Annotated in this window: 17 protein-coding genes and 1 other RNA gene; 9 read left to right on the forward strand and 9 right to left on the reverse strand. The window is 40.8% G+C overall.

What is annotated here, in order from left to right; all coding sequences use genetic code 11:
• A partial coding sequence (locus B3394_RS05880) for a hypothetical protein (RefSeq protein WP_286914034.1) occupies positions 1-5629 on the reverse strand: 5629 nt, incomplete at its 3' end.
• Positions 5630-5654: 25 nt separating this feature from the next.
• The gene (locus B3394_RS05885) at positions 5655-6143 is read right to left on the reverse strand and encodes a hypothetical protein (protein WP_286914036.1); all 489 of its coding nucleotides are present in this window, start codon (positions 6141-6143) and stop codon (positions 5655-5657) included.
• 478 nt (positions 6144-6621) lie between these two features.
• Here B3394_RS05885 and B3394_RS05890 point away from each other — a divergent pair, with 478 nt between their 5' ends.
• From B3394_RS05890 to B3394_RS05920, 7 genes are all read left to right on the forward strand, one after another.
• Positions 6622-7110 carry a SixA phosphatase family protein gene (locus B3394_RS05890; RefSeq protein WP_177734391.1) on the forward strand — a complete coding sequence of 163 codons (489 nt, stop codon included), beginning with the start codon at positions 6622-6624 and terminating at the stop codon, positions 7108-7110.
• Positions 7107-9218 carry a polyphosphate kinase 1 gene (gene ppk1 / locus B3394_RS05895; RefSeq protein ID WP_177734392.1) on the forward strand — a complete coding sequence of 704 codons (2112 nt, stop codon included), beginning with the start codon at positions 7107-7109 and terminating at the stop codon, positions 9216-9218. The genes B3394_RS05890 and ppk1 overlap by 4 nt, the downstream gene beginning before the upstream one ends.
• A 27-nt stretch (positions 9219-9245) precedes the next feature.
• Positions 9246-10136, forward strand: coding sequence for a Ppx/GppA phosphatase family protein (locus B3394_RS05900; RefSeq protein WP_177734393.1), 891 nt, complete (start codon positions 9246-9248; stop codon positions 10134-10136).
• 5 nt (positions 10137-10141) lie between these two features.
• On the forward strand, positions 10142-10576 hold the full coding sequence (locus B3394_RS05905; protein WP_273245869.1) for a GNAT family N-acetyltransferase: 435 nt from the start codon (positions 10142-10144) through the stop codon (positions 10574-10576).
• 32 nt (positions 10577-10608) lie between these two features.
• On the forward strand, positions 10609-11166 hold the full coding sequence (locus B3394_RS05910) for a Crp/Fnr family transcriptional regulator (protein ID WP_177734395.1): 558 nt from the start codon (positions 10609-10611) through the stop codon (positions 11164-11166).
• Between the two features lie 65 nt (positions 11167-11231).
• Entirely contained in the window at positions 11232-12254 is a 1023-nt protein-coding gene (locus B3394_RS05915; protein ID WP_286914044.1) for a saccharopine dehydrogenase, read from the forward strand.
• Between the two features lie 20 nt (positions 12255-12274).
• Positions 12275-12853 carry an NAD(P)H-dependent oxidoreductase gene (locus B3394_RS05920; protein WP_286914047.1) on the forward strand — a complete coding sequence of 193 codons (579 nt, stop codon included), beginning with the start codon at positions 12275-12277 and terminating at the stop codon, positions 12851-12853.
• On the opposite strand, the gene B3394_RS05925 is transcribed toward B3394_RS05920, so the two are convergent.
• The 3 genes from B3394_RS05925 to B3394_RS05935 form a co-directional block, all read right to left on the reverse strand.
• Complete coding sequence (locus B3394_RS05925) at positions 12848-13300, reverse strand: hypothetical protein (RefSeq protein WP_286914051.1); 453 nt, start codon at positions 13298-13300, stop codon at positions 12848-12850. The two genes, B3394_RS05920 and B3394_RS05925, sit on opposite strands and share 6 nt — an antisense overlap.
• A gap of 206 nt (positions 13301-13506) precedes the next feature.
• A complete protein-coding gene (gene dnaX, locus B3394_RS05930) occupies positions 13507-14592 on the reverse strand; it encodes a DNA polymerase III subunit gamma/tau (protein ID WP_177734400.1) in 1086 nt (361 codons plus the stop codon).
• A 101-nt stretch (positions 14593-14693) separates the two neighbouring features.
• A complete protein-coding gene (locus B3394_RS05935; RefSeq protein WP_414654259.1) occupies positions 14694-14984 on the reverse strand; it encodes a hypothetical protein in 291 nt (96 codons plus the stop codon).
• Between the two features lie 130 nt (positions 14985-15114).
• On the opposite strand from B3394_RS05935, the gene rnpB reads away from it, so the two are divergent.
• Positions 15115-15430, forward strand: an RNA gene (gene rnpB, locus B3394_RS05940) — RNase P RNA component class A.
• A gap of 108 nt (positions 15431-15538) precedes the next feature.
• Here rnpB and B3394_RS05945 read toward each other — a convergent pair.
• Positions 15539-16234 (reverse strand): response regulator transcription factor, encoded by a 696-nt coding sequence (locus tag B3394_RS05945; protein WP_286914257.1) that lies wholly within the window; start codon positions 16232-16234, stop codon positions 15539-15541.
• A 3-nt stretch (positions 16235-16237) separates the two neighbouring features.
• A complete protein-coding gene (locus B3394_RS05950; RefSeq protein WP_177734402.1) occupies positions 16238-17599 on the reverse strand; it encodes a sensor histidine kinase in 1362 nt (453 codons plus the stop codon).
• 131 nt (positions 17600-17730) lie between these two features.
• On the opposite strand from B3394_RS05950, the gene B3394_RS05955 reads away from it, so the two are divergent.
• Positions 17731-19812, forward strand: a complete 2082-nt coding sequence (locus tag B3394_RS05955) for an outer membrane beta-barrel protein (protein ID WP_286914055.1) — start codon at positions 17731-17733, stop codon at positions 19810-19812.
• On the opposite strand, the gene rsmD is transcribed toward B3394_RS05955, so the two are convergent.
• Together rsmD and B3394_RS05965 are read right to left on the reverse strand one after the other, a co-directional pair.
• On the reverse strand, positions 19813-20400 hold the full coding sequence (rsmD, locus tag B3394_RS05960; RefSeq protein WP_177734404.1) for a 16S rRNA (guanine(966)-N(2))-methyltransferase RsmD: 588 nt from the start codon (positions 20398-20400) through the stop codon (positions 19813-19815).
• On the reverse strand, positions 20397-21206 hold the full coding sequence (locus B3394_RS05965; protein ID WP_286914073.1) for a DUF3822 family protein: 810 nt from the start codon (positions 21204-21206) through the stop codon (positions 20397-20399). The genes rsmD and B3394_RS05965 overlap by 4 nt, the downstream gene beginning before the upstream one ends.
• Between the last annotated feature and the right edge of the window lie 14 nt (positions 21207-21220).

Consider the following 21220-nt stretch of genomic DNA (forward strand, 5'->3'; position numbering starts at 1 on the left):
TTTGTGATACAGAAGCACTGTTGCCACAGGCATCTACAAAGGTCCAGGTACGGGTAATGATATAAGAGCTTGGACAGTTGCCTTGAACGGTTGTATCCTGTCCCTGTACGGTGATTTCACCGGAACAGTTATCATTAGCAGTCAGGCTAATCATTGCCGGAACATCAGTACTACAAGCTACGGTTACGTTTGCCGGAGCGGTTGGAGCTACCGGAGGTATAGTATCACTAACTGTAAAGGTTGCCTGAGTAGTAGCTGTATTGCCGCAAGCATCTGTTGCCGTAAAGATTACAACGACACTTTGAGAGCAGTTATTTGTCAGTGGACTAAAGTTGTTGGTCCAGGTAACGGTACTGCAATTATCGTTAGCAGTGGCGCCACCATTGGAGTTTAACCAGTTTTGTAACTGGGATTGGTTGCCCTGACCATCACAACTCACCGCTAAGTTTTGCGCTTGTGCAGTGATTGTAGGCGGGATGTTGTCCAGTACAGTAATAATCTGGTTTTGGCTTGCCGCTGTATTTCCACAGGCATCGGTTAACGTCCAGGTTCTGGTTATAGTTTTAGAACCAGGACAATTACCATCGGCGATTACATCGGTATAAGTGGCTTGCAATCCTGTAGAACAATTATCGGCTTCATTGGTTACATCGCCGGTTACAGCAACAGAGGCATCATAACTACAGTTTGCATTGGCATAAATGGTTGTATTGGCCGGAGCAGTAAACGTTGGCGGAATAGTATCATTAACGTTGATAGTTTGCGATACAGATGAACTATTGCCGCAGGCATCCACAAAGGTCCAGGTACGGGTAATTACATAAGAACTTGGGCAATTGCCTGGAACAGTTGTATCCTGTCCCTGTACGGTAATGGCACCGGAACAGTTATCATTAGCGGTCAGGCTGATCATCGCCGGAACATCGGTACTACAGGCAACAGTTATATTTGCTGGTGGTGTTGGAACCACCGGAGCCACAGTATCATTAACGTTGATGGTTTGTGATACAGACGAACTGTTTCCGCAGGCATCCACAAAGGTCCATGTTCGGGTAATGATATAGGAACTTGGACAGTTACCTGGAACGGTAGCATCTTGTCCTTGTACGGTAATCGCACCGGAACAATTATCATTAGCGGTCAGGCTAATCATCGCCGGAACATCAGTACTACAGGCAACAGTTATATTCGCTGGTGCTGTTGGTACGACCGGAGCTATAGTATCGTTTACATTGATGGTTTGTGATACAGACGAACTATTGCCGCAGGCATCCACAAAGGTCCAGGTACGGGTAATGATATAAGAGCTTGGACAGTTACCTTGAACAGTGGAATCTTGTCCCTGTACGGTAATGGCACCGGAACAGTTATCATTAGCGGTCAGGCTAATCATCGCCGGTACATCAGTACTACAGGCTACAGTAACATTTGCCGGAGCGGTTGGAGCCACCGGAGGTATAGTATCACTAACCGTAAAGGTTGCCTGGGTAGTGGCTTTATTACCACAGGCATCGGTAGCGGTAAAGATTACAACGACACTTTGAGAGCAGTTATTTGTCAGCGGACTAAAGTTGTTGATCCAGGCAACAGTACTGCAATTATCGTTAGCAGTGGCACCACCATTGGTGTTTAACCAGTTTTGTAACTGGGATTGGTTGCCCTGACCATCACAGCTAACCGCTAAGTTTTGCGCTTGTGCAGTGATTGTAGGCGGGATGTTGTCCAGTACAGTAATAATCTGGTTTTGGCTTGCCGCTGTATTGCCGCAGGCATCGGTTAACGTCCATGTTCTGGTTATGATTTTAGAGCTTAGACAGTTGCCATTAGCAACAGCATCCGTATAAGTGGCTTGCAATCCTGTCGAACAATTGTCGGCTTCATTGGTTACATCGCCGGTTACAGCAACAGAAGCATCATAACTACAGTTTGCATTGGCATAAATAGTAGTATTGGCCGGAGCGGTAAACGTTGGCGGAATAGTATCATTTACAGTAATGGTTTGCGATACAGATGAGCTGTTTCCGCAGGTATCCGTAAAGGTCCATGTTCTGGTAATAACATAAGAATTCGGGCAGTTACCGGAAACGGTAGTATCTTGTCCCTGTACGGTAATCGCACCGGTACAGTTATCATTCGCAGTAAGGCTAATCATTGCCGGTACGTCAGTACTACAGGCTACGGTAACATTTGCCGGAGCGATGGGTACTACAGGAGGAACGGTATCGCTAACGCTAAAGGTTGCCTGGGTAGTGGCTTTATTGCCACAGGCATCAGTAGCGGTAAAAATCACAACAACGCTTTGCGAACAGTTATTGGTTACCGGACTAAAGTTATTGGTCCAGGTAACAGTACTGCAATTATCGTTAGCAGTGGCACCACCATTGGTGTTCAGCCAGTTTTGTAATTGGGTCTGATTGCCCTGACCATCACAACTCACCGCTAAGTTTTGTGCTTGTGCGGTAATGGTAGGCGGGGTGTTGTCCAGCACAGTGATAATCTGGTTCTGACTGGCAGCCGCATTGCCACAGGCATCGGTTAACGTCCATGTTCTGGTTATGATTTTAGAACCAGGACAGTTGCCATTAGCAACAGCATCTGTATAAGTGGCTTGTAATCCTGTCGAACAATTATCGGCTTCATTGGTTACATCGCTGGTTACGGCAACAGAGGCATCATAACTACAGTTTGCATTGGCATAAATAGTAGTATTGGCCGGAGCGGTAAATGTTGGCGGTACCGTGTCACTGATTGTAATTGTTTGGGATACGGAAGTACTGTTGTCACACGCATCGGTAAAGGTCCAGGTACGTAAAACAGAGTAGTTTCCGGCACAGTTTCCAAAAGTTGTTGCATCAACACCAGCCACATTAATATCATTATCACAGCCGTTTGTTGCTGTTAAATTCATCATTGCCGGAATCTGGCTTCCGCAGCTTAAGGTAATATTAGCAGGTGGAGCCGGGGCAACGGGTGGAGTAGTATCTTTAATGGTTATCTGCTGAACAAAATTCAGATTGGTCACGCAGGAACTATTGATTGTAAAAGTTCGGGTAATCACTAACGGACAAGAACCGGATTTTGTATCAACATACGAAATAGTATAGCTCATAGACTGGTTCGTTGTTGTACCGCCGGCTGCTAAAAATTGGGCTAACGTTATTGTAACCGGTGTTTCGCTATAGGCAAGTCCTGTTATCGCATTGGTACTACAGCCTTCCAAAGTATAATTTGCAGGTCCGGTTAAAGTAGGACTTGCCGTTACAGTAATTTTAAAGGTATAGTAACATCCCGTATTTCCCGGAGGCACACCATAATAGGTCTGGGTTCCTAAAGTTGCAGGAAAAGGGTTGGATGAGGTATATTCTATAGCATTTGCCGTAACCGGATACTGATTATAAAACCGTGTTCCCGGAGGAAAAGCACTGCTTATTTGTGAAACAGCGATACTTCCGTTACTGTTACAGAAGGTAAAGGCTATTTGAGTAGGCGTATTCTGGCAATGCTGACTAACAAAGTTCTGTGAGTCGATATTGACTGTCAACGGATCGGTGAGGGGTTCGCCCTGGCACATACCGGAAGACGTATACCCCTGAATAAAAGGTTTGGTATTGATCACCACACCGGAAATTGCTCCTACACCATTGATATAACCATAAATAATGGCAGCTGGATGGCAATTCGGATTGGTTAGTATACTACAATCTTCGGTAACTTTTAATTTAAAGGTCAATTCGCCTAAAACATCATTTGGATTTGGAGGTAAGGGTAGTGTGCCGATATTCCATATTACGGAACCATTTGCTCCCTGTGAAGGATCAAAAGATACCGCATTTGGAGTAGGTGCCGGGCTAAACAGTATCGTACCGTTCGCACTGCCGGCAACATAAGTGGTTGTAAAAGGGATCGGGATTTTTACGACGGCATTGTTAATCGCCTCCGTACCCTGATTCTGCACTTTTATTTTATATTCGATCTCCTGGCCGGGTAAAACACTCAACGGACCAGGGCCTGCCGGAACACCATTAATCGTAAGTACTGAAGCGATTCCTTCAGGATCCGGAACATAAGCATCTACCGCCATGGCGATGGTGTAAATAACATAGGTATCCTGAGTGGAACCGTAACGGAATTTCGTAGCCGTTTGATTATTGGTAATAACAGCATTACCCGCGTTCGGGATGTTAAACATACTGATGTCGAGCCCTGTATTGTTAAGCAGATTCGGATTCCGGGTATTACCGCCGGTTTGTATGGAGGAATTAAAAAAGTTTCCGGTAGTGTTTCCGCTGTGGTTTAAATCCAGCCAGCTGTTGTCACTTTGTTTCTGGATACTAAAATAGTCCCCGCTGATACCACGGTCGCCTTCACCGGCCATTAAACCCAATTTTAAGTTTACCGGACCGGCCTGAACTGTGTTAAAACCGGAAACCGGCAATTCGAAATTGGTTACCGTATTTCCCTGTACATAAGCATGACCGTCAAATAAGGTAATATCTCTCCATTTCATTTTGGAATTTTCATAGATCACGACAATTCCCCAGCCGCCGTAATAACCGGTAGAACCACCATTGCCTTCAATCATGGCCACATCGGCTACCGTATAATTACCCAAACCGTATTGGATCACATAATCGGTTATTTCGGCATAAGCCGAATACATAAAACCGTCGGATGACTGCGGATAATAAATATCGTTGGTGTTGGCCGTAACCGGAGTATAGCCGGGTGCTCCCGGACCTTTAATGGAAACAACTCTTTTGTCGAAATTTTTGGTTACCGATACTGTAGTCGGAATGGTTCCGGTTACATTGGTATAGGCAAACGAAGTCGACTGATATTCCGAGGTCGATCTGTTTTGTCGGGAATCCCTGTCCAGCGCATTTACCGTTAAAGTAATGCCGCCGGATTCGGTATAAATCGTAACCGGATCAAAAGAAACACTTCTGGTATTTCCGGAATTGGTCACTACCTGATTGGTCGGATTGATCCAGCTGCCGCTATTCACTCTGTAGCGGATATACGGACTGGAATTCTGGAACTCAAACTGAACATTATCGCCGTTTCCGGTAAATTCATAGCGGGTATAGTAGCTATTGCTGCTTCCCTGACGGGTTACTGCCATTGAATACTGGGTGTTCGTAATGCTGTTGTTGTGTCCTACAGTCTGATTATTATTAACTGCCTGTGGTGTTCCGGGAACATTTTTAGTAACAGAAAAAGTATCCGGACTGCTGCTGCCGTTGGAAGCTCTTCCGGACCAGTACAAACCTGCATAGATAATTTTGGAACAGCTTGGAATCGCGCCGTTTTCTGTTGAAAATGTCAAAGTAGCCGATGAGGAATTGAACGTATTCGAATCGCTGTCCACATCAACATACTGCATGTCATTATTACTGTTGGCCGTTTCATCTCCATAATTTACCAGCGTCAGATTGGTATTTCCAATCATCGTGAAATCGCCCTGAATGCTGTAAATTTTTCGGGTTGGAGAATATTGAGAAGCTCTTTGTGTAAAAGGAACTTTTACCTGCGAAAACGCCTCAATTGAAGAAATCATAAGCAGCAACAGCAATAGGAAACCCAGGCTGTTTGCCGTTTTGATCTTATTTTGATGAGTAAAGTTTTTCATAATCATAGTGTTTATTATAAAACCTTTAACTTGGAATAGAGATGGAATAAATGATTAAATAATCCGTACGATTATTCAGAAAAAGTCTTTTGATGTAATCTTCATTACATTTAAAATCACAGATGATATGGATGTATTTAAGATTCTTAAATTTTCCCAGCTGCGTCAGGTCTATTTTAGAAGCATCATTTACACTGATTTTAATGGTCAGCATTTCGAGTAATGCTGTGTTGTCCATCGTTAACAGCTGTTGGAGCGACCGGACATCTACTTCTGCGCTGGAAATATGCCCCTGGGACAGATCTTTCGTTTTACCGTTCAGAAGATAGAGTTTGGGATGCAGATCTTTTAAAAATGATTTCACCAGATCATAATTAAAACCTGTTTCATTTTTTCCACTTCTATATCCGTCATTCATTAAAGCTTCGTAGGATATAAAAGTCTGGGCTTGCCCAATTTCTGCCGTGAGGAAAAACAGAAAGAATACTACTTGATAACATTTAAAAGGGTTCATGATCAAATATTTAATTAAATTAGTTTCAGAAAAAAAAGCATAGGAAGTCCCGGGGCGATAAAATCATGCTGTTTTAACACCTGTAGAAAAACCGAAATGTAAAGTCATGGAATAGTTTGCTCGTTTCTGGCAAGCAAAAACAATTGTAGACTCAACTGGTAAGTTAAAAGATTTGGAAAGTGGAATTTACAATAGCGCAAATAGCCATTGCAGTCTAAATACCGTTTTGTGAAAAAGTATTAATGATCGTAAAGTATTATAGTGGTATTTTAACTTTAAAACCAAAAAATAGCTCTTTTTTTTAATAAAACTGTATTTTGACAAGACTAAAGTATTTAAATAAAACGGGAGGACATTATTTTCGTTGGGTTTTTCGATTAAACTACTTTTTTTATCTGTGAATTAACATTTTTTTGATACTCTTTGACTGGCATTTTTCCTTTTTTTTGACTTACTTTATAGAATAAATAGTCTGATCATGAAAAATTTAATTCTCATTCGTCATGCAAAATCAAGCTGGGATACCCCATCAAGAGATATTGACAGACCAATCTCCAAAAGGGGGATTAATGACGCTAACATAATTTTTAGTCAGGTAACAAAATTTTTGCCCAAGACCTTTTTAGTATGGTGTAGTGTTGCAAAAAGAGCAAAGGAAACCGCCATGATCTTTTCACAGAACATTTCCATTCCCTACGAAAATGTAATTCTGAAAGATGATCTATACACTTTTGACGGTAAGAATCTGGAATCCGTTATAAAAAAATGTGAAAACAGATTTGACAGCTTAATTCTTTTTGGACATAATGAGGCAATCACAGATTTTGTTAATAAATTTGGAGACCTTTATATCGAAAACGTTCCTACAGCAGGCTTCGTATCCATTTCATTCGAACAGGATAGTTGGGATTCGATACATAAAGGGAAAACAATAAAAACCTTATTTCCAAGGCAATTAAAAGTATGACATCCCACGAAAACAGATATATAGACAGAGAAAAAAGTTGGCTTGCCTTTAATGCAAGAGTTTTACAAGAAGCAGCAGATGAAAGTGTTCCCTTATTAGACAGACTTCGGTTCTTAGGAATATTTTCGAATAATTTAGATGAATTTTTCAGAGTACGTTATGCTGCCATACGCCGCTTAAGTATGGAAGGCATATCGGGTGAAAAGATTCTTGGCGGAATTTCGGCCCAGCAGTTACTTAAAGATATTACCGAGATTGTTATCGAACAGCAATCCGAAAGCTTACGGATTTTGAGCGTTATCGAAAAAATGCTTGAAAAAGAAAATATCTTTATCATTAACGAAACGGAAATCAACAAGGAACAGCAAAACTTTATCAAAGAATTCTTTATCCAGAAAGTAAGTCCGGAACTGGTTACCATTATCCTGAACGATCTGGATGAATTTCCATTGCTGAAAGATACCTCCGGTTATTTGGCGGTTAAGCTCGTTATGAAAACAAAAGAGCATCCTGTTTCTGACGACATCATTCAAAAGAATGAAGTGCGTTATGCTGTAGTGGAAATCCCGAAAACCATTAACCGTTTTGTGGTATTGCCATCCAGCAGCGACAAGCAGCACATTATCCTTCTGGATGATGTGATCCGTTACAACCTGCACGGAATTTTCAATATTTTCGATTACGAAAGTATTTCGGCACACATGATTAAAATCACCCGTGATGCAGAACTGGATATTGATTCCGACTTAAATAAAAGCTTGATCGAAAAGATATCAACCAGTGTAAAAGACAGACGAATAGGCGAGCCGGTACGATTCGTATACGACCAGTCTATCGATAAAGATACCCTGGCTTTTTTCCTGACGCGAATGAAGATCGATGCTACGGACAGTCTTATTCCCGGCGGACGTTACCACAACCGACGCGATTATATGGACTTCCCGAATTTAGGCCGTTATGATCTATTATTCCGCCAAAATCCGCCGTTGCCGGTTGTAGGACTAAGCCTTGAAGGAAGCATACTGGAACGAATCAAACAAAGGGACTTTTTGGTCAATGCGCCGTATCAGTCGTTTTCCTATATGATTAAATTCTTAAGGGAAGCTGCGCTGGATCCGAAAGTAAACTCCATTAAAATAACCTTATACCGTTTAGCGAAAAACTCCCAGATAATCAGCTCGTTAATCAATGCGGCCAAAAACGGTAAAAAAGTAACGGTACAAATTGAATTGCAGGCACGTTTTGACGAAGCCAGCAATATTTCCTATGCCGAACAGATGCAAACGGAAGGTATCGAACTTATTTTTGGGGTAAAAGGACTCAAAGTACACAGTAAAATATGCGTGATTGAACGTATTGAACATGGTAAGATATTCCGTTATGGCTTTATTTCCACCGGAAATTTCAACGAATCCACCGCTAAAATATATACGGATGTCACACTGTTAACCAGTCATCAGCCGATTTTAAGGGATATTAACCGCATTTTCGACTTCTTTGACGTGAATTACCGGGTACACCGTTACAAACATCTGATTGTTTCCCCTCATTATACGCGTTCCAAATTTGTAAAACTCATTGAGCGTGAAATCACGAATGCCCTGGAAGGAAAAGAAGCCTATATCAAGCTGAAAATGAACAGCCTGTCCGATTTTAAAATGATCGACAAGCTTTATGAAGCCAGCCGGGCAGGTGTGAAGATCCAACTGGTCGTTCGCGGTATCTGTTCGCTGATCCCGGGTGTTTTGGGAATGAGTGAAAACATTGAAGCCATTAGTATTGTAGACAATTACCTGGAACATTCCCGTGTGTATATTTTTGGTAATGAAGGCGATCCGGAAGTGTACATCTCTTCCGCCGATTTTATGACCCGTAATCTGGATGCCCGGGTAGAAGTAACCTGTCCGATATATGACGAAGGCATCAAAAAAGAACTGATTGAAACCTTTAATATTGGCTGGAAAGGAAATGTAAAAGCCCGTTTGCATTCTGAAAATCTGGAGAACAAATACCGCAAAAGGCCAAAAGAAAAAATGTTCCGGGCACAATTGGAAACCTATAACTATTATAGAAATCTGATGGAAGTAATCGTTGAAAAGAATCTGTAATTATAGTATTAAAAGACTTTTAAAAGAATGATTTCAATAAAAAAATACGCTGCTATCGATATCGGATCAAATGCCATGCGTTTGTTAATTACCAATATTGTAGAGCAGCAGGGAAAAGAAACACAGTTTAATAAAAGTTCCCTGGTTCGTGTTCCGATCCGTTTAGGACAGGATGCGTTTACCGTTGGAGAAATAACGGATGAGAATATTGAACGCATGGTGGATGCCATGAAAGCGTTTAAACTGCTGATGAAAGTCTATAAAGTAGAACGTTATATGGCCTGTGCTACATCGGCTATGCGTGAGGCCTATAACGGTAATGAAGTAGCCGAAATCATCAAGAAAAAAGCCGATATAAAGATCAACATTATCGATGGTAAAAAAGAAGCAAAAATCATTGCTTCATCCGATCTGCGCCATTTTATCAAAACCGACCAGACCTATCTTTATGTAGATGTTGGCGGTGGCAGCACCGAATTCTCCCTTTTTTCCGAAGGGCAGATGGTCGCTTCCAAATCGTTTAAAAACGGTACCGTACGTTTGCTGAACAATATGGTAAACGATGTGGTGTGGCAGGAAATTGAAAAATGGATCAAAGTACAGACGGAACCGTATGAACACGTTACATTGATCGGATCCGGCGGAAACATCAATAAATTATTCAAATTATCCGGGAAATTACAGGAAAAACCGCTTTCCTATGCCTATGTGAATTCACAATACCAATACCTGAATTCGCTTTCCTATGAACAGCGTATCGCCGAGCTGGGTTTAAATACCGACCGTGCCGACGTGATCATACCGGCAACCAGAATATACCTGAACGCCATGAAATGGAGTGGTGCCAAAAACATTTATGTTCCTAAGATCGGACTTTCAGACGGTATCGTGAAAGCCATGTATTATGACAAAATTTAATAAAAATGAGTCCAACGATAATACAGCCTTCGGCAGCGGATTATAATGAAATTACCGAAGTATGGGAAGCTTCCGTCAGAGCGACACATACCTTTTTAACGGAAAAAGACATACAGTTTTACAAACCGTTGATTCTAAACGAATATTTAAAAGCGGTAAGCCTTTTTTGCACTAAGGAAGGGGATGCCATTACCGGCTTTTTAGGACTTGATAATGACAAAATAGAAATGCTTTTTATCCACCCGGATTACAGAGGGAAAGGAATCGGTAAAACCCTGCTCAATTTTGCAGTTACCGGGAAAAAAGCATCCAAAGTGGATGTCAATGAACAAAACGAACAGGCAGTAGGTTTTTACCAGCATCTGGGTTTTAAAACCGTAAAGAGAGAACCGCTTGATGCTTCCGGCAATCCGTTTCCGATATTGGTCATGGAACTTTAAATAACAGAAGATAACTTTTTCAGCATATACTAATGAAAACGCTATTTAGAACATTACAAATCCTTTCCGAACCGGAATTGGACATGTTAGATGATGTCGTAACCGAAAGAAGTTTAAAAAAACAGGAGTATTTAATCCGGGAAAATGTGGTTTGTGACGAGATTGTCTTTATCAAATCGGGTGCCTTGCGTTCGTTTTATGTAAACAATGAAGGCGATGAGATCACGAACTGTATCACGTTTGAAAAAGAACTGATGTCGGCATTTTCCAGCTTTATCACCCAAAAGTCAACAGACGAAAACATACAGGCGATATTTGATTCCGAACTGGAAATTCTCCACCGGAAAGACCTGGAGAAACTCTACCAGGAAAATATCAATTGGCAGAAAGTGGGAAGGATCCTGGCCGAATCCCAATATGTACAGCTGGAAAGAAGAATAGCCTCTTTTCAGAAATATACCGGCAAAGAACGCTATAAGGAGCTGTTTCAGCAGCATCCCAAATACATTCAGCTCATTCCGCTGCAATATCTGGCGTCGTTTTTAGGAATGACACCCCGTCATTTAAGCCGCATCAGAAAGGCGGTTTAATTATTGGACATTTGTCCTGCCGGAGAGCCTGATCCCTGGAATATTTTTGCAGCAAACAACAATTTATGCAAAAGAATATTTTAGTTATCGGAGGAAACGGACTGGTTGGCAAAACCATTATAAGGATTTTAAAAGAACGAAATCCGGGGTATAAACTATTTATCGGAAGCCGTAAAAAAAGCGCGCTTTCAAACCAGCTGCAGATTGATGTAAACAACATCAGAACGTTTTCGGTTATACCGGAACACCAGATTGACAGTATTATATTGTGTGTGAACGACAAGCGGAATAATGCCCTGCAGTTCTCAATAGACAACCGGATTGATTATATCGATATTACCAAACCAACCCCCGATCTGGTAGTCGCTTATGATCTGGCCAAAGAAAATAAAGTAAACAACAGAATCGTGTTCAGCTCCGGCTGGATGAGCGGAATTGTAAGCGCCCTGTTGCGGGATGCCGTTCCGGAAAAAGAAGCAGTTATTTCTGCCGGCCTTTACGTTTATTATTCGGTAAACGATCTGGCAGGGGAGAGTTCGGCTCATTTTATGGCTGAAAATGTTTGCGAGCCTTTTGTCCGTTATCAAAACAATCAAACAGTTCAGATCAAACATTTTTTAGATACGGAATACCATACCTTTCATTTTGGAATAGGGAAGCGGCAGGTTTATAATTTTGATGTACCGGATTTGTTTATCCTGAATAAAATGGAAAAAGTGCCCACAGTTTCCGTGAAAATGACATACAGTTCCGCCTTTGTAACCCGACTGTTAGGTATTTTTCAGTATTTGCGGATATTCAACCTGTTATCCCTGCGGGGAAGAAGACTGATTTTCAGTGCTAACGGAAAAGGCGATAAAACCGCTTTTGATATTGTAGTCAATACCACAGCCGGTAAACAGACAATCTGTCTGCAAAGCGATAAAGGGCAGGCAGAACTGACCGCTTTTGCAACGGTATTGCATTTGGAAAAGCTCCTGAATAACGCTTTTGAAAAAGGAATTTATTTCAGTCACCAGCTTTACGGACCGGAAGAGTTCACCACTTTATTAAAGAGCAACAAGACATTCAGCATTATACAATCATAAATAACCATCAGGTAGTAAATATGAAAAAAATAGTTATCATCAACGGACATCCCAATAAAGAGAGTTTCAATTTTGCTTTGGCAGAAGCATACCAAAAAGGAGCGGAGCAATCCAATGCTGCTATTAGTACAATAACCATAGCCGAATTGAATTTCAATCCCAATTTAGCATTCGGCTACCAAAAGCGTATGGAAATGGAACCGGATCTGCAAGCCGCCTGGCAAAAAATAAAAGAAGCCGACCACCTGGTTTGGGTTCATCCCGTTTGGTGGGGCGGATTACCAGCTATTACAAAAGGATTTATCGACAGGGTCTTTTTACCGGGTTTGGTGTTCCGTTACCGTGAAAATTCGGTATGGTGGGACAAACTTTTAAAGGGAAAAACAGCCCATATCATTACCACACTGGATCAGCCGGGCTGGTATTACCGGCTTGTTTACGGCAGGCCAAGCGTTAATCAGCTAAAAAAGACCGTATTGGAATTCTGTGGTGTAAAACCGGTCAGGGTAAGTTATGTGGGAATAATCAAAACTTCAGAAAAGGCACAGCGCGAAAAATGGCTGCAACAGGTTTTTGAAATGGGACGCAAACAATTATAAATCAAGATCGAAAGTCTTGCGCAACAATTCCAATGCCGGATTGATCGCTTTAAGCTTATCGAATTTTTCCTGGGTGGTAAAAGCATATTTTGTTTCTACCACTTCGTTTACGTGTACGTCAATAACAATATCGTGATTGTGTAGTTTTCCTCTCAGGTAGCCCAGTAATTCGATTTTATTGTTGTCGAAATCCACTTTGGAACCTTCGTTGGGCAGTTCCAGGCGAATGGTTGTTCCATGCAGGACAGGATCGTTGATCTGCATATAGGTTGCCATGATCTTCTGACCGCTGTCGCTTAATCGCTGTGCAAACTTATTCCATTGCAGCAACATATCCGTTTCTGTAAAAGCTTCTTTGGGTAATTCGTCGTGTTGCTTAACAGAAGCCCTTTGCATGGCTTCCTGTTCCCGTTTGGCTTTGATACTGGATAATGAAAAAGCAGACACTTTTCTTTCTGCCTGTCCATCCGGGCTGCTAACCGGTTTAATTTCCGGTGCAACAGCTTTAACGGTCTGCTGTTCGGGTTGTGGCGGCGAAACGGCTTCGGTGTTTACAACCGGTGTTGCAGTGGCTGTATTAACAGCAGCAGGAACGGTAATTTCAGCCGGAGCAGTTGCCGGCTTTGGATTATTTCTGAAAAAATCAGGGGGAATTATAAATTGTTTAGCTTTTTTTTTTCTCCATCAAAATTGATAGAGGCAAGCTGCATCAGGCATAGTTCTACTAAAAGACGCTGATTCTGACTGCTTTTGTATTTTAAATCACAATCATTGGCAACATCAATACCCTGTAATAAAAAGTCCTGCGACGTTTTTTGGGACTGTTCGCGGTATAAATTCTGTGCATGCTCACCGGCTTCCAGCAATACCAGCGTAGCCGGGTTTTTACAAACCAGTAGATCCCTGAAATGTGAAGCCAGACCGGCAACAAAATGATGTCCGTCAAAACCTTTTGCCAGGATATCATTATAAGCCAATAGTAAATCCGGAATCTTGTTTTCCAGAAGTAAATCGGTTACCTTAATATAATATTCAAAATCAAGAACATTCAGGTTTTCGGTAACAGCCTGACGGGTCAAGTTTGTTCCGCAATAGGAAACAACACGGTCAAAAATAGACAAAGCATCGCGCATCGCGCCATCTGCCTTTTGGGCAATAATGTGCAGAGCGTCGTCTTCAAATGAAATATTCTGGCTTTTCGCTACTTCTGCCAGGTGTTCTTTGGCATCCTTAACGGTAATCCGTTTAAAATCAAAAATCTGACAACGGGATAATATCGTTGGGATGATTTTGTGTTTTTCGGTAGTTGCCAGGATAAAAATAGCATGTCGTGGCGGTTCTTCCAGCGTTTTCAGGAAAGCATTAAATGCAGCCTGAGAAAGCATGTGTACCTCGTCAATGATATATACTTTGTATTTTCCTGTTTGTGGTGGTATACGAACCTGATCGATCAGGTTACGGATATCGTCAACAGAGTTGTTTGAAGCCGCATCCAGCTCAAAAACGTTGAATGCAAAATCTTCATAAGGATCATCATAGCCTTCCTGATTGATTTTACGGGCCAGAATACGGGCACAGGTGGTCTTACCCACACCACGCGGACCGGTAAAAAGCAATGCCTGAGCCAGGTGATTGTTTTCGATGGCGTTTAATAACGTATTGGTAATAGCCTGCTGACCAACAACATCTTTAAATGTTTGCGGTCTGTATTTACGGGCTGATACGATAAACTGTTCCATAGAATTTTATTGAAGGCAAATATAGCTGTAAAAAGGAGAAATTGCAAAAACAGTACCGGATAGTTTTTAACAAATAACAATTGTTTTAAGAGTAAAAACAGCTATTCGGTTCTGCCCTTTATACTTAGGTCAATCAGAACTTTTTCAATATCGTTTTCGGAAGAAGCCAGCTGTCCGGCAACAAAAACACCTTTTTCTCCGGAAACGGATTTAATCCCGTAAACGGTCGCTTCATCATCCGGATTGGTTTGCCCTTCGTAGCGGTAAATATGAACGATCTCGTAATGGGAAGGATTGGCAATAATATCGTTTTCATGAATATTGAAATCAATCGTAAAACCTTTTTCGGCAAGCTCTTCCAAAGCTTTTGTAACAGTGGCATAATGATACATACGAACCATATTTTAGTTGTTTTGTTGTTATTTTTTAAAGATAATCATTTTATTTCCAAATAAATATAAAGCATTGTTAAAGTGCTGTTACGAATAGGGGTGAAAAAGGAAAATAAAGCACTATCTTTGCCCCGCAGACCGCCTTATCGTCGTTCCGTAAGGAAGGGAGGAAAGTCCGGACACCAGAGAGTAGCATAGCGGGTAACACCCGTCAGTTTGTCTTCGGACAGATTAGGACAAGTGCAACAGAAAGTATGTACAGGTAATGCTGTAGTGAAACCAGGTAAACTCTATGCGGTGAAATGCCATGTATATCAACATTTAAGGGCTGCTCGTCCGTTGTTGAGGGGTAGGCAGATGGATCTCACTGGTAACGGTGAGGCTAGATAAATGATAAGGGTCCGCTTCGGCGGATACAGAATCCGGCTTACAGGTCTGCATTATTTTTTAAGTCATAACAACCGGCACACTTTTGCCAATTGCCCTTTGCCTATTTTTTAATTCCCCTTGCCAATTTTTTTTCAATTGCCTTTTGCCCTTTGCTTTTTACCCTTTCACATCCCCCTATCCAACTTAAACTCAAGCCCGATATTCCGGATACTTTCAATAGCAATATGCTGATCGCCTGAAAGATGTTTCCGCAGCTTACTGATATAGACATCCATACTTCTGCCGGAGAAAAAATCCGTATTTCCCCAAACAGCTTTAAGAACAACTTCTCTTTTAAGCAGCTGATTGCTGTTGTTAATCAGGAAAAGGAGCAGGGCGGCCTCTTTTTCGGTAATGCGCTGTATGCTGTTCTCAAAATGCAATTCCAGTCGTTTGGTATCAAAAACATACGCGCCAACGGGAATCTTTGTACTAACAGGCACTGTTACCGCCTGCTGCCCGGATCTTTTAAGGATATTATTCAGCCGGAGAACCAGCTCATCGGCTTCAAAAGGCTTTACGATATAATCATCGGCACCTAATTTCAACCCTTTCAGTTTATCCTCTCTCATTTTTTTGGCAGTCAGGAAAATAAAAGGAACATTCGCATCCAGCTGAATGATTTTTTCGGCAAGGGTAAAACCGTCAATCTTAGGCATCATCACATCAAAAATACCAATGTTAAAAGACTCTTTCTGAAACATCGCCAGTGCTTCATCACCGTCTTTTGCCCAGGTAACATCATAATCATGAAGTGCTAAATACTGCTTTAAAACCAACGCAAAGTCGGTATCATCTTCTGCTAAAAGTATCTTTTTCATCATCTAAATGGCGGGAATACTAATATGGAATAAAGTCCCTTTTCCTAATTCACTATCAATTTTAACGGCACCTTTATGGGCTTTAATAATCTGGTCAACATAGTACAAGCCTAAGCCAAGCCCTTTTGTAGTATGAATATTTCCCTGTTCGACCCTGTAAAACTTATCAAACAGCAGTGTTTGTTTTTCCTTGGCAACACCAATTCCGTCATCCTGGATCTCAATTTTCAAAAGTTTGTCTTTAACAACCGTACTAACCCTGATGTTTTTACAGCCGTATTTTACCGCATTATCCAGAACATTGTTAATAGCCGTTGTTAGATGGAAAGGATCGACTTCTAAAAAATAGCCGGAAACCGGTAATTCATGCACTATCACCACATCCGGATAAGCTATTTTAAAATCGTCAATAATAGCCTTTAGAAAGACATTACTGTTCGTTTTAACTTTCTGCAGCGCAATTTCTTCATAGCCCAGTGAATTTGTCATGACCTGGTCTATTAAATGCTGTAAACGGGTATTCTGACGGTTTATCGTATCCAAAACCGTATTAAAAACGGCTTCATTTTCTTTAACCCCTTTTTGTTCGAGGATTTTTGTCGACACAGATAAAGTCGTCAGCGGTGTCTTTAATTCATGGGTGATGTTATTGATAAAATCGGTTTTAACATCGTTTACTTTCTTCTGCCTGATCAGGGCTTTTATAGCCATTACAAACAGTACGACCAGGATGAACATTGCCGTTACCGAAAGGAAAAGCACCATGGCCATTCGTTTTAATATGATTTGCTGCCAATTATTAACGGAAACATATAAGGTATCTTCCGTGAGCAGTTTATAATTCGTATCCGGAACCAGATTACTGGCGGTACCCACATAGTTCCGGACCAGAAAAGCATTGTCCAGACTGGCTAAATTTCCGAAAAGTTTGTTCCCGATAAGCGGTTTTTCGGCAAAAACAGTATCACTTTTTTGCGCATTTTCATATATAATAAACTTATTGGCAACCAGGGCGAAATCAATGGAATCTTCCGGAAACTCCCGTTCCAGCTGTTTTTTCAGCCGGGCTGTCAGCTCACTTTTAAAATCATTTTTCAGCAGCCTGTTCTTTAACTGCAGCTTCATTTTGGGATTCTTAAAATACTCCTGTGCCAATCGCTTGTAAAGAATGTCTTTTTCATAGAAAATACTGGAATCAATAGCCGTATAATCATCGGTAATGGCTCCGATCTTTTCTTTTACCTCCAGTTGGAATTGCGCTACTTTATAATGATAGGTAGTTTTTACCAGATAGTACTGCATTGCCGTTAATACGACCAGTACAGCTATAGCAAAACCGATTAAAAAGTTTATTTTGAGTTTCATCCGTTCAATGTATTCTGTATCAAAAATAAGGCTTTTATGAAAACTATAGCATTTTAACCCTGCATTAACCTCCGATTAACTTCCGGACTGAAATTTTACCGGCATTTTTGCGATTCAAATCCATACACAACATGAAAAAATATCACATTCTCATTTTAGCCATCTTATGTACACTCCGGTTAACAGCCCAGGAAGACCCGAAAGTATTAGAGGAAGTAGTCATCAAACAGGAAGCAAAAGCATTTAGTATTAAAAACGGAAACATTAAAGTAGATGTCGCCAATACGCTTTTTAAGGCCAATACCAACCCGGTTGATCTAATATCAAAACTACCCGGTATTCAGGTAAGTCCGGACCGGGAGAACATTACGGTTGTTGGAAAAGGAAATGCCCTGATTTATATTGACAATCAGAGAGTAACGGTTAACGACCTGAATGCCTTAACGGTTGAGGATATTAAAACCATCGAAATCATTCAGAATCCATCCTCTAAATATGATGCCGATGGCCGCGCTGTCATTCTGATTACCCGCAAACGCACCAAAAAGGAAGGGTTTATACTCAGCCTCACCGAAAATGCAACTTTTAAAAGGTATTTTAATAACTATTTAGGCGGAAATACCAGTTATAAAAAAGGCAATATAGAGCTAAAGGCAAATTTTAATTACAACCAGCTCACTGTGTGGGAAAGCAACGGTAACGACTTTAGCATACCGGATAAAGATATTGTTTCCAACTACCTGGTAACCGCAGTCACCAAAAGACCGCAATATATTTACGGAGCGGGTATTTTCTACAAGATCAATGATGACGATAACTTCTCATTTAGCTTTAACGGAAAAACAGATAAAGATCTTTTTGACATAACTACAGACACGTATAACAGGCAGCAAAATGACGAAAACAATATTGCAACCTTAAATCAAAACAACGGAAACAGGCAGTTTTACAATGCTTTTATGAACTACAACCATAAAATTAAAAGTATGGAAGCCTTGCTTTTTACCGGTATACAATATTCCGGGCATACCCAGAAAACCCGAAGCCAGATCTTTAATAACTATAACAATACCACGTTTGATCCCACCCAAAACAGGGATCAGCGATTTCATGTCGATCTTTTTTCCGGCCGTATGGATTTTGAAAAACCATTTAAAAACCAGATGAAACTGGAATTGGGCATCTTTCATTCACAGGCCGCTGCAACTACCGATTTCAACAGCTATACTTTTAATCCCGAAGCAGTACAGGCATCGTCATACCATTACAAAGAAAAGAATAGTGCCGGGTATTTTCAGTTTTCCGGCAGCTTTAAAAAGATTAATTACAGCCTTGGCACACGGGTAGAAAACACAATTGTTGAAGGAAAGTATAAAATGGCAGATGCTTTATTAATAGACAAAAACTACACCCGGCTGTTCCCGAAACTACAGTTGGAAATTCCTGTAGACAGCACTAAAACCCTTACTTTAAATTATGCTAAAAGCATCAGCAGACCGGATTTTCTGTCGGCCAGCCAGGTAACAGCCTATATTAACCCGTATTTTTCTTTTGCCAACAACATTAACATTGATCCTACCATTACAAATGAAGTCAGTGCTAATTTTCAGTATGGAAATAAATTACTGAAAATCAGTTACAACCAAAAAGACAATCCTGTTTATATGGGAAGTACCTATGATGACACTCAGAACATGCTCACTTTAAAACCGGTGAATTTCGAAAAAGAATCGGGTTACAGTATCGAATTAACCACACCGTTTACCTATAAAATCTGGACAGCTACCAATGTGGTGAATTTGACCTATAATAAAATAGAAGACCCCGGAGCCGTTCTGAACGGAACAAGACCATTCCTGTATTACTACAGCAATCACACGTTTAAACTGCCCAAAGCGATCGAATTAATGGTAAACGGCTGGGGCATTACCCGCCAGCAGGAAGGCATTTTTGAAAGAAAAAGCCTGTTTACGATTGATGCTGCCGTTTCAAAAACATTCTGGAAGCACTTCGATTGTACGCTGAGCTGTAATGATATCTTCCGTCAGCTGACCTTTTACGATAGTTTTACCGTTAACAACGTGACTGCAAAAGGAAGATATTATACGGATTTGCAAATGCTTTCCCTTACCGTAAAATATTCCTTTGGCAAGATCAGTAATTCGGAATTCAAAGAGAAAAGTATCGATGAGAATGCGAACAGAATCCGTTAACTAACTGTCGAATTCGTCTTCTTCGTCCGTGACATCCTCTTCCGAATCATTTTCAAATTCAAAGAAGGAGAATACCGATCCGCCGTAATTCTTTAAAAAAGAAAAATTATCCATGTGGTTGATAGGAGTGTGCTTGGAATGTTCAATGATCATCATACCGTCTGTTTCCAGTAACTCATTCTGGAAAACAAGCTCCACGATTTTTTCAAAATCTTTCTTTTCCATCCCGTAAGGCGGGTCGGCAAAGATAATATCATAGGAAGCCTTGCTTTTTTCCAGGAATTTAAAAACATCGCTTTTAATGGCCGTAATGTCGAAATCAAATTCCTTTGCGGTCTTTTTTATAAAGTTTACACAGCCAAAATCGCCGTCAACACTGGTAATAGGCCCTGATCCGCGGGAAGCAAATTCATAGCTGATGTTTCCGGTACCGGCAAACAGGTCCAGTACGCGCAATTCACTGAAATTAAAATAGTTATTCAGGATGTTGAATAACGATTCTTTAGACATGTCTGTAGTGGGGCGAACAGGTAAATTTTTTGGAGGATTGATTCGTCTTCCTTTATACTTTCCGGAAATGATTCTCATGAATGGAGTAGGATATAATTTTGTAGTGTTTCACTTTCTGTGAGAGAATATTTTGACTGCAGATCAATGGTATCCAGCAGGGCAATATTACGAACATAACGATAGGCAATTTCAAAACAAGGATGGTTTTCGCCGATTTTACCCAATAGGGAAACAGCGATACTTTCCGGATTTAACTGCAATTGCTCCAGCGTAAATAGCAGATAATAAACAAAATCTTCTGGTGTTTTATACTCAAAGGAATTGTATAACAATAGCTTCATGTTAGCAATTATAACAATCTCAAAATGAGTTTCCTGAATATGAATGTAAACCTGTTTTTCTTCTTTGTTTTTTGACAAATCCAGCAGTCGGGATACCAATACTGTATTCACGTTTTTATAGTCAAAAGTACCGAACTGATCGATCAGGAAATTGTTTACATTCACAAACGGAACATATACATTGTTCATCTCGTAGGCTTCAATTTCATCGAAGGCAAAAAAATCGGTTTCAAATACTTTGGTATTGTATTGCAGATAACTGCCCAGGTAATTTTCATCAAACAGCGGTTTCGGCACAAAAGTGCTGAAATTATTGTCGTGCAGCACAACCACTTCATCGTAGTATTTTGTCAGCGCAGGATGATCCACAAAAGTGCGCCACAACTGATCTTCCAGTGATTGGGTGTTTTTAAAGACAACATGCTGTAAATCAACAACACGGTCGTTGAGCGTATCGGTCACACAAAAAGAAAGTCCATTGAGCGCAACCTGAATGGACAATTTTTTGTAGTTTTTTGAAGCTATCGTTGTTGTTGATGACATTATTCTGAATCGTA

It is taken from the genome of Flavobacterium sp. UBA4197 (assembly GCF_002379575.1).
GTDB lineage: Bacteria > Bacteroidota > Bacteroidia > Flavobacteriales > Flavobacteriaceae > Flavobacterium > Flavobacterium inviolabile.